The sequence below is a fragment of the Acinetobacter sp. GW821-FHT01E09 genome (assembly GCF_059422385.1).
In genome coordinates this window covers 537759-552012 of sequence record NZ_JBWKWU010000001.1, presented here as the reverse complement: position 1 = coordinate 552012, position 14254 = coordinate 537759, and the positions used below count along the sequence as shown (strand labels likewise).

Sequence of the window (14254 nt, the reverse complement as noted above, 5' to 3'; positions counted from 1 at the left end):
GACACAATAACTCCGAGCCCGTGAATTACTTATGGGCATTCAATTGTTGATCTAACCATTCTTGTAATTGGTTAGCACGTAACGCACCACTTATTCTAGCAACTTCCGTGGTTTTATTCATTAAAACCAAGGTTGGAATGCTGCGAATATTAAATGCACTACTTAACCGTGGATTCGCTTCAGTATCAAGTTTAGCAAAAACCACATGGGGGTTATTTTTTGCAACTTCAGCAAAATGCGGTGCCATCATTTTACAAGGACCACACCACTCTGCCCATAAATCAATCATAATTGGCAAATCACTATGGCTGACAAAGTTACTGAAATTTTGTTCATTTAACTCAATAGGAGCAAGTGCAATCAAATTTTGATGACATTGACCACAAGTGGGTTGAGCATTTAGTTTATCTTCAGGAACTCGGTTTTTTGCGCCACATGATGGACATACAATAATCATCTAGCTCACTCCAATATGTTGATGTAAAAACTCTAATTGGGTCAAAATTGATTTTTCCAACCATTTCCCATGATAAATATCAAAATGCGCCATATCCCATTCATGATATTGCACAAAAGGTGCAATATTTGTCGCCGTTTCCCGACTAGATTCAATCGGGATAAAACTGTCTTTCTTAGCTGCAATAAATAGCACAGGAATATTAATACTTCTGACAGTCTGAATTGGTCTAAAACGAATTAAATTAAAAAATACCCGTGCTGGAACTTCCCCACTCCAAAAATAGTCTGGATTTACAATCGACATATAGCCGTTATAACTATCTTTGGTTGGAATAAAGCATAAATCAAAGGGGTGCACCACAGGTAAGGTTCGTGGAAGCATGCCAACTTTTGCCCCCATATAATCTTGACTGGATATTTTTAATGCCTTGGGTAACTGTTGAATTGGAAATAATTTTGCCGTTTCTGCCCCATCCACATAAGGCACTTGCACCATAATGGCTTGAACACTTTTTAGCTCACTTGCAAGGTTTAGTACATAGCCGCCACTCAAAGAGGTCCCCCAAAGCACTATTTTTTTTGGATTAATTTTCTTTTGTGTTGCAACATAACTGACCACAGTTTTCCAATCATCCAACTGATTTTGCAATGAAATCAGTTCACGAGGAAAGCCTGTACTTCCTCCCCAAAAACGATAATCAAACAGTACAACCGCATAGCCTGCCTGTGCAATTTTTTGCGCATAGCTCACCAACTTAAATTGTCTTAAACATGCAAATCCATGAGCCATAATAATAACAGCAGGTTTTTTTAGATTTTTAGGTCGATAAAAATCCGCCGCTATGACTTCTTGTCCAATGGGAATATATAGTGGTTCAACTGTATATGCGTACATACACACTCCATTGCGTTATCTTTTATAGATATTTCTTTTATAAATCTTTTATCGTTCAAACTCAGTTCTGAGCTTAATGCTATTATATATAGCATATTGGATTTTAAATCATATAGGAGTGACGAAATGAGTGAAAATGTTGGTTTTGCTGGTCAAATTGGTCCAGAACATATTGCTCAAGTGGCAGAAAAAGGCTTTAAGTCTGTAATGAATAATCGTCCTGATTTGGAAGGCGGAACGGAACAGCCTACAAGTGCTCAAATTGAAGAAGCTGCACGTGCTGCAGGTTTGGACTATGTATTTCTACCTGTCGTTGCTGGTCAAATCACAGAAGTTGATGTCAGAACCTTTGCCAACCGATTTAACGAGCTTCCAAAACCAGTACTCATGTTTTGTCGTACAGGGAATCGTTCAAATAACCTCTATCAAATTGCAAAACAAATGGATTTATTAGACGACGAATAAATTCTCATGAATATAGAAGGCATTCTATTGAATGTCTTTTGATTCAACTTAAATAGAAAAGCTTAAGTTTTTACAGCAATTCGAATAGATTGCGCTTTTAAAATTTTGCAACAATTTAAACAGATCTGTTTAGTGAATCAAACAGGTATTGTACCTATGCTTAAATGGTTATATGACAAACTAAACAAGTTCACGATATGATCTTTGGCATCGTTTCGTCTTTTCTATAATTTAAAAATAAAGGGATCTTCACATGCAACAGGCTCTATTTGGTGGTGGCTGCTTTTGGTGTACCGAAGCCGTATTTTTACAGCTCAAAGGTGTCAATCACGTTGTCAGTGGTTATGCTGGCGGGCATACTCCCAATCCAACTTATGAAGCAATTTGTAATGGGAATACCAATCATGCTGAAGTGATTTTGATTGAATTTGATGAACAGCAAATCAACTATCAACAATTACTCACGGTTTTTTTTGCAATTCATGATCCAACCACATTAAACCGCCAAGGTAATGATATTGGAACACAATATCGTTCGGTGATTTATTACTTCAGTGAACAGCAAAAACTTGAATCTGAACAATTTATTGAGCAACTCAAAGCAGATGGCTTAAATATTGTGACTGAACTCAGTCCAGCACCCACCTTCCATCCTGCCGAAGAATATCATCAGAACTTCTTTGCCCGTAATCCTGCACAAGGTTATTGTAATTTTGCCATTCCGCCAAAATTACTCAAACTCCATAGCCAATTTCAAGATCTTTTAAAAGACTAAGATCACTGAAAATACTTCACGTTATAAAAGAAAACAGAAGTGATCAAATAGCCAAAATATCAACATAAAAAAACCTCCTTAAAGGAGGTTTTAAAATATTTGTAATTATTTAAATTAATTATCACTCATAAATGCAAGATCATTTAATCCTGCTTCACTTGCACGAGACATCACTTGTGCAACAGTATCATAGCGAGATTCTTTATCCGCTCTCAACTGTACAGCTGGTTTTACTGGCTTTTGACCTTCTTCATCAAATCGTTTAGCCAATTCATCTAAAGTGATGACTTTATCATTCCAAGCCACATCACCATTCTGATTGATACTGATGGTAATTGCTTCAGGTGGAGGCGCAATCACTTCAGCAGTGGTCTTTGGTAAAGTTAATGGTATCGATGGGTTAGCAACGGTGGCTGTCACCAAGAAGATGATCATCAATACCAACATAATATCGATCAGCGGAATGAGGTTCATCTCATTCATGCCAGAATCGTTGTCTTCTCCCAATTGAAAAGCCATTAAGCTTGACCTCCAACTAAACCTTTATTAGTAGATTCAGATTCAACTTTTTGCGTTGAAGAATCTTGTTGTAACATCGTATCAATTAACAAACCATGTGCTTGATCTTGCAATTCATTTGACAATGTACGGTTAAAACGCACGCAAATGTTATATGCCAATACCGCTGGAATCGCAACAGCAAGACCTAGACCAGTCATGATCAGTGCCTCACCAACTGGTGTTGCAACTTGAGCTAAACCTGCTTGACCACTTTTACCTACAGCAACAAGCGCATGGAAGATTCCCCATACCGTACCAAATAAACCAACAAATGGTGCAAGTGAAGCAATCGTTCCTAAAACTGAAACACCTTTTTCAGCGTTGGCTTTTTCTGCTGAGATTTGACGTAATAGCGCTTGTTCTGCAACCGCTTTACGTTGATCGAAGCTTAATGGCGCAAGCTTGGCTTTTAATGCTTTTAAAGCCTGAGCAAGGTGATCCTGAGCAACTTGCTTGAGTTGACGCGTGCCTAGAATACGCAAAATGAACACAGTCCACGTTGCAATAGACATTGCCAATAACACGAAATACAGTGTCTTACTGACCGCATCAGCATGTTGCCAATAAACTGAAAAGTTCATATGCACATTTCCTAATTCTTAAAAAAATTATTTACTTTTTAGAGACCGACAATGCAAAATCTTGCCTAATTTTAAATGGTACACCCGCACCATTTTCTCTATAAGCTTTAAATTTTGCAGATTGAGTCTGCTTAACAACATAACTATCTAAACTTGAATTACCACTAGATTGAAGAATACGAACATTGGTAATATTTCCGCCCGCATCCGCAGTAATTTCTAGATTCACAACTTTTGTTCCATCTTCTGGAGACATCAGTTTAAGTAATTGCTCTTTTGCGATACGTGGACTACGACTCCAAGACACCTGACCTTCATTTACATTACGCGGCGTGTTTCTTTGCTCTTGATCACGACGTTGACGATCGCGCTCATCTTGCTCACGTTTTTGACGATCACGTTCATCTTGTTCACGTTTCTGCTGTTCCGCACGCTTCTGATCATCTTGACGTTTTTGCTCATCTTGACGTGCCTTGTCCTGCTTCTGTTGCTCTTCTAAACGCTTTTGTTCTTCAAGCTTTCTTGCCCGATCATCATTTTCTACAGGTTTTTTCTGCTCAATGATTTTTGGCTTAACCACAGGTTTAGGCTCAACTTTCTTCTCTATAGGTTTCGGTTGAACTTTAGGTTTGATGGGTTCAGATGGAGGAGGTGGCGGCGGTGGAACATCTTCTTTTAACTTTAAAAATTTGATTTTTAAAGGTTCTTTCTTTATTTGAGGCAGTTCAAATGGTTTCATATGACTTACCCCCCACAACACACCTACGTGCCCGACAACAACTGCTAACACTGCAGCAAGGACTTTTTTCTTCATCGGTGGTGGCGTTTGAAGTGGTGCAATGGAAGACTGACTCATAAGAATCTAAATACCTAAAATTGAGCAAACTACAAAAAATTATTCAGTTTGTAGATTAAGCTCATCGGATAGAACAATTAAAGTGCAACAATGATAAATGAGAAGTGTTTTCATTTGCAACTGGTTTTTCAATGTTTTTAATCGATTTTACAAATTAAAAATAAAAAAAGGATGCTTAAAGCATCCTTTTTTACGACTCATATTGAATGAATATTCACATGTTATTGAAAAACAACAGTCTTATTACCATCGACAATAATACGGTCTTCTAGATGCCATTTTACCGCTCTAGCAAGTACGTTACGTTCAACGTCTTGGCCTAATTCACGCAGTTGATCCACGGTAAAATCGTGGTTTACTCGTTCTACATCTTGCTCAATGATTGGACCTTGATCCAGATCAGCCGTTACATAATGCGCTGTTGCGCCAATCAATTTAACGCCTTTTTCATAAGCCTGTTTATATGGATTTGCCCCCACAAAAGCAGGTAAAAATGAGTGATGAATATTGATCACTTTCATTTCCCACTTTTGTACAAACTCTTCATCGAGAATTTGCATATAACGCGCGAGAACCAATAAATCATTCCCTTGCATTAATTCATCGATCTTTGTATAGGCTTCACGTTTATTTTCTTTGTTGACAGGAACCACATAGAAAGGAATACCAAAGTTTTCTACAGACTCACGTAAGTCTTCATGGTTTGAAACCACTTGAGTAATTTCACAAGGCAAGCCACCACGTGAATGACGCCATAACAACTCAAGCAAAGCATGGTCAACTTTAGACACCAAGATACCGACTTTTTTAATGTCGCTCACCAAAGCTAAACGCCAATGCATACTATAACGTTCAGCCACGTTGGTTGCGAAAGTTTGAATGAGACTCTCACGACGGGATTGCAAATGATCAAGTTCAAACTCAACACGCATAAAATAACGCCCGCCCTGAGCTTCAGTTGCGTATTGATCAAGCGCAGTAATGTTCGCGCCCTGATGATACAAAAAGCTCGATACAGCTTGCACGATTCCTGGCTTGTCTTCACAAGTAATCAGTAGACGTGCTGTGTTGGCAGTAGTCATGTTCATGTTGATGGATATCACTTATAAGTTAATTTAAAAACAGCCGAATATTTTAACGCTTTTTCATCAGCTTTCAATCTTGATTCAGCATCAATCGCGTTTTACCGCAGATAAACTGGCAAATAATTCCGAAGAACCGAAGCTTTCTAGCAAACGTTCATAGGTTTCACGACTTTCGCCACGTAAATAAGGACCTTCTAAAAACACCATCTGGCGCAATGCTTGCCAAATCCATTTTTCATCTAAATGGTTGGAGTCACTTAAATGCCCAGACATATACAAGAAGTTTGTCCAGTTGGTCAGGACAATCCAAATATTGATGATAAGTGCTTCAATTTCAGAAGGTGTCATCTGCATCAATCCCGCTTCAACAAAGGCATGATAAATTTTTTGCCCTTGTTGCATCACCTTGCCAGCAAAGCGAGGATAAATTTTTCTAAAGTCGTCGTTATTTTCAATTAAATGGTAAACATCACGATGTAGAAAGCGATATTCCCATAGCTGACTGCTTAAAACTTGGAAATAACGGATTTTGTCATTCGCATTGACTCCACGGTCATCGGGTAATGACAGCATATCTAAAGTTTCTTTTTGGTATTGTTCCATCAATTCTTTGATGATTTCTTGTTTGTTTCGAAAATGATAATACAAATTTCCAGGACTGATCCCAAGCTCTGCTGCAATATGATTCGTTGTAACTGCACGTTCGCCGCGCTCATTAAAAAGTTGCAGACTAATCTGCAAAATTCGGTCTTTCGTTTTCAAAGTTTTGGAGCTCGACATCCTATTACCATTTTTAACCGTTAGCACAAGCTAACATAAAGTGACTTGACTATTTAGAGTATTTACTCTAAAAATTATATTATATTAACCTATTCGTAAATGGTGTTTGTCATGAACAGTCATACAAAAACAAATTCAATGACTTCTTACTCACCTGAAGTTCAACGTATGCATGACATTCTTGAACAACAGAAAGTCGCTTATCAACGCTACCCTGTTCCTACAGCAAAGGAACGTATTGAACGTTTAGCTCGCTTAAAGAAAGTTCTGGTAAAATACCAAGATCAATTTGCAGAAGCAATCAATCAAGACTACGGCAATCGTTCAATCAGCGAAACTAAAATTGGTGAACTACTCACATGTTTAGAACAAATTAAATATTATAGCAAGCATTTAACAGCATGGATGAAACCATCTAAGCGCCATGTGTCTATCTTACACCAACCAGCCAAAGCTTGGGTGCAATATCAGCCTTTAGGTGTGATTGGAATTATTGCACCATGGAACTATCCATTGTTGCTTTCTGTTGGCCCACTGATTTGTGCACTGGCTGCCGGAAATCACGCAATACTCAAAATTTCAAGTTCATCTTCTAATTTTGGCTTCGTACTTGAAAATGCACTCTCAGAAGCATTTCCACAAGAATTGGTTGCCGTGGTGAATGGTGGTGGTCAAATTTCCGATGCATTTTCACATTTAGCATTCGATAAAATCATTTTTACTGGCTCTACCAATGTCGGTAAAACAGTGATGTCTGCTGCTGCCGAAAATCTAGTGCCTGTTATTCTTGAGCTTGGTGGTAAATCACCTGTAATCGTACACCCTTCAAGTGATCTCAATCTGGTCGCTGAACGTATTGCTTTTGGTAAATTATGGAACTCTGGTCAAACCTGTGTAGCACCAGACTATATGTTCCTACCTCGAGGAAAAACTGCCGAGTTTATTGAAAGCTTTAAACAAGCTGCAACAACAATGTACCCGACGATTCGTGATAATCAAGATTACACCAGCATTATCAACGATAAGCAGTACAACCGTGTTCAAGGTTATTTAGAGGATGCACGTCAACAAGGCGCTGAGTTGATTGAAATCAATCCCCAAAATGAGGAATTAGCGAGTGTACGTAAAATTGCCCCAACATTCTTAACAGGTGTTCTACCGACAATGGACATTATGAAGAATGAAATCTTTGGTCCAGTGCTTCCGATTATGGAATATGATCAAATTGACGATGTAATTGACTTTATTAATGGCAGACCGCGTCCACTTGCTTTATACTATTTCGACTTTGACAATGCCCGCGCAGAATACGTTTCTCAACGTACCCATTCTGGGCATTTCGGTCAAAATGCCGTAGTTACCCATGTCGCACAAGACGATTTACCATTTGGTGGCGTTGGTGCATCTGGCATGGGCAAATATCATGGCCCAGAAGGTTTCTTTGGTTTATCACATGAGCGTTCAGTAATGTCTATTCCTAAGCTATTTAGCTTAAAATTCATATTAGCGCCTTATGACAAAGCCCTAAATAAGATTTTAGAGAAAACTTTCTTACGCTAACTGATCAAGGCATGATCTATCAAATTAGATCATGTTGCGTTTTGACGAATTCCGCTTGTCTTTTAAGCGGAATTTTGGTATAAAACGCCCCTTGAATGAATTCAATCCGTTTTATTTTGACTGGCCATACAGATTTGCTGTTGGCTAAATCAATGGAGTTACACCATGTCTAAGGTTTGCCAAGTTACCGGCAAGCGTCCAGTCGTTGGTAACAACGTCTCACACGCCAACAACAAAACTAAACGCCGGTTCGAGCCGAACCTGCATCACCACCGTTTCTGGTTAGAAAGCGAAAAACGTTTTGTACGTCTTCGTCTAACCACTAAAGGTATGCGTATTATCGACAAATTGGGCATTGAAAAGGTTGTTGCTGACCTTCGTGCTCAAGGTCAAAAGATCTAAGGAGTCTGAACCATGCGTGATAAAATTCGCTTAGTTTCTACTGCTGGTACAGGTTATTTCTATACCACTACTAAGAACAAACGTACTATGCCGGAAAAAATGGAAATCAAAAAATTTGATCCAAAAATCCGTCAACACGTAATCTTCAAAGAAGCTAAAATTAAATAATTTTAGTTTTCTTAAAAAATACGATCCATTTGGGTCGTTTTTTTTGCCTTTTTTTTCTTCGACTTGTTAAACTCTTTAGCGAATTTGGCACTGATTGTGCATTTTATATGGCTTTATACAAAGTCATTACCTTAAGAAATGATTTTTTGAATGATTTCTCCTGAAGATTTAAGGAGTATTTAGTGCCTCATGATGTAGATCTGATTATTTTACTTGCAGTTGGTTTTGGTATAGCCCTGATCTTTGGCTATATCGCTGCACGATTACGCCTGCCACCTTTGATTGGTTATTTAATTGCGGGAATTATCATCAGCCCCAATACCCCAGGTGTTGTTGCAGACATCGCGCTGGCCAATCAGCTTGCTGAATTAGGCGTCATGTTCTTGATGTTCGGTGTCGGGATGCATTTTTCCCTCAACGATTTAATGCAAGTCCGAAAAATTGCCCTCCCTGGTGCAATTTTACAAATCGCGGTTGCGACCTTACTGGGTATGGCAGTTTCCATCTTTTGGGGCTGGAGCTTTGGCTCTGCACTGGTCTTTGGCTTAAGTTTATCCTGTGCAAGTACAGTGGTTTTACTCAAAGCATTAGGTGACAAAGGACTGCTTAACTCGGTGAATGGTAAGATTGCCGTTGGCTGGTTGCTGGTCGAAGATCTGGTCATGGTCTTAGTCCTGGTTCTACTGCCTGCAACAGCCGTACTTTTAGGCGGACATCCTATTGCAGGACATGAATCTGATCAAAACATCTGGTTAACACTCGGCATTACCCTGTTAAAAGTAACTGGTTTTATCGCCTTTATGCTCATCATTGGGAAACGTCTTGTGCCAATGATTATGCAATATGTGGCACGTTTAGGTTCTAGAGAGCTTTTTACTTTAACCGTGGTCGCAGCAGCAGTTTCAATTGCTTATGGCTCATACGCAATCTTCGGTGTTTCTATGGCACTTGGAGCGTTCTTTGCCGGAATGGTGGTTAAAGAGTCAGATTTTAGTCATCGTGCAGAAGAAGAAACCTTACCTTTACGCGAAATTTTTTCGATTTTGTTCTTCGTTTCTGTCGGAATGTTATTTGATCCACGTATTATTGTGGAACAGCCTCTGCATATTTTAGCAGTCATTGCCATTATTATGATTGGTAAGACGCTGGCTGCCATGGCATTGGTGTTATTTTTCCGTTATCCCATCAATACAGCATTAACAGTCGGCGCCAGTTTGGCACAAATTGGAGAGTTCTCCTTTATTCTGGCAACCTTAGGCTTGTCACTAGGATTACTTAGCCCTGAAGCGCAAAACTTAATCTTAGCGGGTGCTTTATTTTCTATCACCCTCAATTCATTTCTATTTTCTGCGATCGAACCTGTACAAAACTGGATCCGTGAACGTTCACATTTGGCGCGCTTACTTGAGCGTAGCGGTGACCCATTGGCAATGCTTCCAGATGAAGTTGATCAAGCCTATTTACGTGATCAAGTGGTGATTGTTGGTCATGGTGAAGTCGGACGTCGTATTACCAAAACATTGATGGATGATGGCATCAAAGTGGTCATCGCTGAAGAAAACCGTGAAATTGTAGAGAATTTGCGTGAAAAAGGCATCGCTGCAGTTTCTGGCCGAGCAACTGAACCCAGTGTATTGATTCAAGCCCATATCCAACATGCACGACTATTGGTGATTTCACCGATGGATATTGTAGATATTCATAAAATTGTCGATACAGCCAAGCTGCTTAATCCAGAAATTCAAGTGTTAGTCTGTGCTGAAAATAAAGAAGAAGCTGAAGTGATCCGTAAAGACAATGTCGGTGAAGTCTATTATGCAAAAGAGGAAATGGCGAAAAACATGAGTAATCATATTTTAAACCAGATCCAAATTGCTCATCATCATGAACCAACACATTGAATTCGGCTCATTTTTAAAACGTAGATCTTTTAAAAGGCAGCTAAAACCACACGACTGTTCTTTGTAGACCTTGGAAAGTCGTGATGCTTCCATTATGTAATGGTATCGATAACCATGTTGGATGGGGGATCATCACCCCATCTAACAAAAGATTTAAAACTTCTAGAATTTGACGCCATTTGCGTATGTCAGGTTATTTGCCTACAAAGAAAAACGCACTCGAAAGTGCGTTTATTGTATTTATTCTAGAATAAATGAAATCACTAGCTCATAAATTTTGGTTGTTCATCAACAACTTCAGCATGCCATTCATCTGCCTGTTTTTCAAGTAACGCAAATAATGCAGCCTGAATCATCTGTTGTGCAATCGCTGGTGTTTGATCACCCAGTAGTGCTTTCACTTCTTCATTAAATTGAATAGTGACCAAGGGCTCTTTTTCAGAACCTGCATTACGCAGTGCCAGCTCCCCACTTTCGAGCTGTACCAACTCCAAAATAGCTTCCTGATTTCCAAATAACTCTTTTAACTGTTCGATAGACATAAATCCTCCATGCTCAACATGGGGCAAGGTGCTGAATGCACTTTGCATCTTGTAGATATTTTATATAGTCATTTAAAACAAAATTTCAAGTATATCTGATCAAAAAGATCAGAATTCAACCATTTCATTACGAAAACCATCAATAAGTTGCGATAAATCTCGGTGCCACTCTCTTAAAATCTTTGTATCAGGCAACCAAGCTTGTGGTGTTTGCGTCACTTTAATAATTAAGTTTGATGATGTTTCATCCTCTGGTTCTGGCGCACTTGGTTCAGGTGCATATTGACAAAGTCGATATGCTCTTTTGAGTTCAGCAATAAATCCTTCTTTGGCTAATTTTTGCATCACTAAAACTTCTGGTGAGACTTGTCCTTTAGCCGCCATATTTTCTTCGATTGACTTTAAGGTTGGGGAAAAATCATTTAAACGGTAATAACGTACCAACTCTTGCAGAAATGCTAAAACCGCGCCATGTAAATGAAATACTGCTGCTTCACGATGTGCTTGAGCTTGTTGAACATTTTCAGTTTGTTCTCCCTGCATACATGCAAGACGAGCAAAATAAAGTTTTTGATTGGTACGGTCTGCATGAAAGCGAGCTACACGTGACATGGAAGTTCCCTAAGATTTTGGCATTCTTTACAGTCTTAGCTTAATCTTTATTGAACAAAAATCACAATGAATTTTATCCATGTTGTATGTCAATAAAATAGATAGCGCTCTTTTTTGCAAAAATATCAATTTAAGTTTTTATTTTTATCATGGTTTGACGAGATCATTTAAATACTAAAATAAAAAAAGGAGCAATAAATGCTCCTTAGAATATCTGCCAATTATGCTTCTGGCTTATCTTCCGCTGCTTTTACACGAATTCCATGACCATGTAAGCGCAAGGTATTTAAACCTTTAATCGCTTTAACTGCTTCTCTACCATGTGGCATTTCAACAAAAGCAAAACCTTTCGATTTACCTGTTGCCGCATCAAGTACTAAAGTACAAGTATCTACTGTACCGTATTGCTTAAATAACTCTAACAATTCAGCTTCAGTTACAGTACGTTCTAAATTACGAACTAAAATTTTCATCTCACAACCTTAAAATATAAACGAGGCAAAAAACATCAAAAAGCACTCGCCTACCTACTTTTTGAATGAAAAACGATTGCTATAGTTTAATCTAGATCTATACCAAAATCTAAATTAATCGCCCGACGTTCGATTAAGGCACTTTTTACAGTTTGCTCTCGCTGTCTATAGTGGGTTTCTGTGCTACATAAATTTCGAGTTAAATCATTGAGAAAATAACTTTCAATCTTACGACCTTGTTCATCTGTTTGCGTATGTGCCCAAAAACTTAAATTTTGTTTGGTTAGAATAAGTTCATTTTGCGCGCGTGTTAAAGCCACATAAAGTACACGGCGCTCTTCTTCAACTTCATCGAAATTGCCTTGTGCACGTGCATTTGGGTATTGCCCCGCAGAGACATTTGCCACATAGCAAACCTTTTGTTCTGTGCCTTTAGCAGAATGGATGGTAATTAAAGTCACCACATCATCTTGCGACTGACGCTCAATTTCACTGATTGAAACAGGGTCAAGTACATATTCTTCTAAGAACTCGCTCAGTTGAGTATGTTTAGACGCCAATTGCTTGACCAGATCAAAATCCCCCACCCGTTTATGCCAATCTTTTTTGGCATAATTTTCTTCAAGTTGGTTGAGAATAGCCTCTACACCGAGTTTTACACAGGCTTCAACTTCAGTTTTTAGCACACTCATTTGCTTCATAATCAGCAATGTATTGTCAGGAATGCGCCCAAACTTTTCTAATTTTTCTGTAATTTTTTCAATATCGGCATCCAGTAAGAGTTGTTGCGCCAGCTTACTCGCACCGACATCGCCCACGCCATTCCATAAGGTTAAAAACCGCATCCACGCAATATCATCCAATGGATTGGCAATAACACGCAATAAGCTCAGTAAGTCTTTAACATGTGCTGTTTCAAGTAACTTCATCCCTCCAATAAATCGGTAGGGAACATTGGCTTGGATAAAAGCAGCCTCGATATGCCGTGCAGCAAAGGCTGAACGCACCAACACCATGTGGTCATTCCAAGCTGAACCTTCCAATAAATGCCGCTCTTTGATGTCGATCGCGATCCATTTTGCTTCATCAAACTCATTTGGAAAAACATGCATTCGCGGTTTAATCCCATCACCACGATAAGCTTCCAGTTTTTTATCGTAATGAATCGAACTTTGATCGAGTAACCAGTTTGAAAAATCTAAAATTTCTTGAGTAGAGCGATAATTTTTTTCTAATTTGAAAATCTCTGCATCTGGCACACGCTCTTTAAAATGGTGGATATTTTCAAAATCCGCACCACGAAAACCATAAATCGACTGTGCATCGTCCCCCACGCAAAACAGTGATGTTTTATCTTTTAATGGTTCAAGAATTGCCCACTGCAAAGGATTGGTATCTTGCATTTCATCAACCAGCATGTACTGACATAAGCCCGCAACATAATCCGCTAAACCATCGGACTGTGCCAAAGCAGAAGCAACCACGGCGAGAATATCATCGTAATCTAGAAAACTACGTGCCCGCTTACGGGTTTCGTACTCTTTCATGATTTCTGCGATTTGATCTTTATCGTCTAAAAACTCAGGCAGTTGCTTTTCTAAAGCCAAACTTAGTTTTTGCCGAGTATTACGTGCAAAGGAATATAAATCACAAAGCTGTTGTGGTTTGGGTAAGGCGTTGGGATTCTTTTTATCGTCCTTTCCTCGAATCAAACGGAACAACATCAATTGATCATCACGGTCTATGATCGAAAATTGATCCAATCCAAAAGCTTTTGGCACACGTCTAAGTAAATACATGCAAAAGGTATGAAATGTAGATGCGCGTAACCCTTTGGCCTGATCACCTAAAGCAAGTTCTACCCGCGCTACAATCTCACTGGCAGAACGGCGGGTAAATGTCAAAATTTGGATTTGATTGGCAGGAATGCCTTGATCAATGAGATATGCAGCTCGTGCCACAATGGTTTTGGTTTTGCCACAACCTGCCCCAGCAAGAACTAGACTATGTTTTGTTTCAGTCGTAGCAGCTTGTTTTTGTTGAGGGTTTAATTCATTAATCAGGTTGGCTAAACTCATTTTCACTCATCATTTTATGGATGGCTGCTAGTTTAGCAGAGCTATAGTGAAATTATGCATT

The 14254-nt window shown here is 39.0% G+C and carries 17 protein-coding genes; 6 read left to right on the top strand and 11 right to left on the bottom strand.

Going from position 1 to position 14254, the window contains the following annotated elements; all coding sequences use genetic code 11:
* Positions 1-25: 25 nt before the first annotated feature.
* Both trxC and AC07U8_RS02630 read right to left on the bottom strand, forming a co-directional pair.
* A complete protein-coding gene (trxC, locus tag AC07U8_RS02635) occupies positions 26-457 on the bottom strand; it encodes a thioredoxin TrxC (RefSeq protein ID WP_494737269.1) in 432 nt (143 codons plus the stop codon).
* A complete protein-coding gene (locus AC07U8_RS02630; RefSeq protein ID WP_004818832.1) occupies positions 458-1354 on the bottom strand; it encodes an alpha/beta hydrolase in 897 nt (298 codons plus the stop codon).
* Positions 1355-1480: 126 nt separating this feature from the next.
* Between AC07U8_RS02630 and AC07U8_RS02625 the strand changes: the two genes are divergently transcribed.
* Together AC07U8_RS02625 and msrA are read left to right on the top strand one after the other, a co-directional pair.
* The gene (locus AC07U8_RS02625; protein ID WP_004818831.1) at positions 1481-1819 is read left to right on the top strand and encodes a protein tyrosine phosphatase family protein; all 339 of its coding nucleotides are present in this window, start codon (positions 1481-1483) and stop codon (positions 1817-1819) included.
* A gap of 253 nt (positions 1820-2072) precedes the next feature.
* Positions 2073-2594 (top strand): peptide-methionine (S)-S-oxide reductase MsrA, encoded by a 522-nt coding sequence (gene msrA / locus AC07U8_RS02620; RefSeq protein ID WP_494737268.1) that lies wholly within the window; start codon positions 2073-2075, stop codon positions 2592-2594.
* A gap of 114 nt (positions 2595-2708) precedes the next feature.
* Here the strand turns inward: msrA and AC07U8_RS02615 are convergent, their stop codons facing one another.
* The 5 genes from AC07U8_RS02615 to AC07U8_RS02595 all read right to left on the bottom strand — a co-directional run bounded on the left by AC07U8_RS02615 (position 2709) and on the right by AC07U8_RS02595 (position 6457).
* A complete protein-coding gene (locus tag AC07U8_RS02615) occupies positions 2709-3113 on the bottom strand; it encodes an ExbD/TolR family protein (RefSeq protein WP_004717995.1) in 405 nt (134 codons plus the stop codon).
* The gene (locus AC07U8_RS02610; RefSeq protein ID WP_004818829.1) at positions 3113-3736 is read right to left on the bottom strand and encodes a MotA/TolQ/ExbB proton channel family protein; all 624 of its coding nucleotides are present in this window, start codon (positions 3734-3736) and stop codon (positions 3113-3115) included. Before AC07U8_RS02610 ends, AC07U8_RS02615 begins: the two co-directional genes overlap by 1 nt.
* 31 nt (positions 3737-3767) lie before the next feature.
* Entirely contained in the window at positions 3768-4592 is an 825-nt protein-coding gene (locus AC07U8_RS02605; RefSeq protein WP_004818828.1) for an energy transducer TonB family protein, read from the bottom strand.
* A gap of 221 nt (positions 4593-4813) precedes the next feature.
* Entirely contained in the window at positions 4814-5680 is an 867-nt protein-coding gene (gene purU, locus AC07U8_RS02600; RefSeq protein WP_016539263.1) for a formyltetrahydrofolate deformylase, read from the bottom strand.
* An 84-nt stretch (positions 5681-5764) separates the two neighbouring features.
* The gene (locus tag AC07U8_RS02595) at positions 5765-6457 is read right to left on the bottom strand and encodes a TetR/AcrR family transcriptional regulator (RefSeq protein WP_034611676.1); all 693 of its coding nucleotides are present in this window, start codon (positions 6455-6457) and stop codon (positions 5765-5767) included.
* A 111-nt stretch (positions 6458-6568) separates the two neighbouring features.
* Here AC07U8_RS02595 and AC07U8_RS02590 point away from each other — a divergent pair, with 111 nt between their 5' ends.
* The 4 genes from AC07U8_RS02590 (at position 6569) to AC07U8_RS02575 (ending at position 10488) form a co-directional block, all read left to right on the top strand.
* Positions 6569-8017: a coniferyl aldehyde dehydrogenase gene (locus tag AC07U8_RS02590; protein ID WP_016539261.1), complete on the top strand. Its 1449-nt coding sequence runs from the start codon at positions 6569-6571 to the stop codon at positions 8015-8017.
* A 165-nt stretch (positions 8018-8182) separates the two neighbouring features.
* A complete protein-coding gene (gene rpmB, locus AC07U8_RS02585) occupies positions 8183-8419 on the top strand; it encodes a 50S ribosomal protein L28 (RefSeq protein ID WP_000048256.1) in 237 nt (78 codons plus the stop codon).
* Between the two features lie 12 nt (positions 8420-8431).
* Positions 8432-8587: a 50S ribosomal protein L33 gene (gene rpmG, locus AC07U8_RS02580; protein ID WP_003654787.1), complete on the top strand. Its 156-nt coding sequence runs from the start codon at positions 8432-8434 to the stop codon at positions 8585-8587.
* 182 nt (positions 8588-8769) lie between these two features.
* Positions 8770-10488, top strand: a complete 1719-nt coding sequence (locus AC07U8_RS02575; protein WP_004718008.1) for a cation:proton antiporter — start codon at positions 8770-8772, stop codon at positions 10486-10488.
* Between the two features lie 263 nt (positions 10489-10751).
* Here the strand turns inward: AC07U8_RS02575 and AC07U8_RS02570 are convergent, their stop codons facing one another.
* The 4 genes from AC07U8_RS02570 to AC07U8_RS02555 form a co-directional block, all read right to left on the bottom strand.
* Positions 10752-11030, bottom strand: a complete 279-nt coding sequence (locus tag AC07U8_RS02570; RefSeq protein WP_004718010.1) for a hypothetical protein — start codon at positions 11028-11030, stop codon at positions 10752-10754.
* Positions 11031-11138: 108 nt separating this feature from the next.
* Complete coding sequence (locus AC07U8_RS02565; protein WP_004718012.1) at positions 11139-11642, bottom strand: DUF6586 family protein; 504 nt, start codon at positions 11640-11642, stop codon at positions 11139-11141.
* Between the two features lie 221 nt (positions 11643-11863).
* Positions 11864-12115: an RNA recognition motif domain-containing protein gene (locus AC07U8_RS02560; RefSeq protein WP_004718014.1), complete on the bottom strand. Its 252-nt coding sequence runs from the start codon at positions 12113-12115 to the stop codon at positions 11864-11866.
* An 86-nt stretch (positions 12116-12201) separates the two neighbouring features.
* A complete protein-coding gene (locus AC07U8_RS02555; protein WP_270382932.1) occupies positions 12202-14193 on the bottom strand; it encodes an ATP-dependent helicase in 1992 nt (663 codons plus the stop codon).
* Between the last annotated feature and the right edge of the window lie 61 nt (positions 14194-14254).

Excerpts from the sequence above, each read along its gene's own strand:
- trxC (WP_494737269.1), bottom strand. The coding sequence starts at position 457 with ATGATTATTGTATGTCCATCATGTGGCGCAAAAAACCGAGTTCCTGAA.
- AC07U8_RS02630 (WP_004818832.1), bottom strand. The coding sequence starts at position 1,354 with ATGTACGCATATACAGTTGAACCACTATATATTCCCATTGGACAAGAA.
- AC07U8_RS02625 (WP_004818831.1), top strand. The coding sequence starts at position 1,481 with ATGAGTGAAAATGTTGGTTTTGCTGGTCAAATTGGTCCAGAACATATT.
- msrA (WP_494737268.1), top strand. The coding sequence starts at position 2,073 with ATGCAACAGGCTCTATTTGGTGGTGGCTGCTTTTGGTGTACCGAAGCC.
- AC07U8_RS02615 (WP_004717995.1), bottom strand. The coding sequence starts at position 3,113 with ATGGCTTTTCAATTGGGAGAAGACAACGATTCTGGCATGAATGAGATG.
- AC07U8_RS02610 (WP_004818829.1), bottom strand. The coding sequence starts at position 3,736 with ATGAACTTTTCAGTTTATTGGCAACATGCTGATGCGGTCAGTAAGACA.
- AC07U8_RS02605 (WP_004818828.1), bottom strand. The coding sequence starts at position 4,592 with ATGAGTCAGTCTTCCATTGCACCACTTCAAACGCCACCACCGATGAAG.
- purU (WP_016539263.1), bottom strand. The coding sequence starts at position 5,680 with ATGAACATGACTACTGCCAACACAGCACGTCTACTGATTACTTGTGAA.
- AC07U8_RS02595 (WP_034611676.1), bottom strand. The coding sequence starts at position 6,457 with ATGTCGAGCTCCAAAACTTTGAAAACGAAAGACCGAATTTTGCAGATT.
- AC07U8_RS02590 (WP_016539261.1), top strand. The coding sequence starts at position 6,569 with ATGAACAGTCATACAAAAACAAATTCAATGACTTCTTACTCACCTGAA.
- rpmB (WP_000048256.1), top strand. The coding sequence starts at position 8,183 with ATGTCTAAGGTTTGCCAAGTTACCGGCAAGCGTCCAGTCGTTGGTAAC.
- rpmG (WP_003654787.1), top strand. The coding sequence starts at position 8,432 with ATGCGTGATAAAATTCGCTTAGTTTCTACTGCTGGTACAGGTTATTTC.
- AC07U8_RS02570 (WP_004718010.1), bottom strand. The coding sequence starts at position 11,030 with ATGTCTATCGAACAGTTAAAAGAGTTATTTGGAAATCAGGAAGCTATT.
- AC07U8_RS02565 (WP_004718012.1), bottom strand. The coding sequence starts at position 11,642 with ATGTCACGTGTAGCTCGCTTTCATGCAGACCGTACCAATCAAAAACTT.
- AC07U8_RS02560 (WP_004718014.1), bottom strand. The coding sequence starts at position 12,115 with ATGAAAATTTTAGTTCGTAATTTAGAACGTACTGTAACTGAAGCTGAA.
- AC07U8_RS02555 (WP_270382932.1), bottom strand. The coding sequence starts at position 14,193 with ATGAGTTTAGCCAACCTGATTAATGAATTAAACCCTCAACAAAAACAA.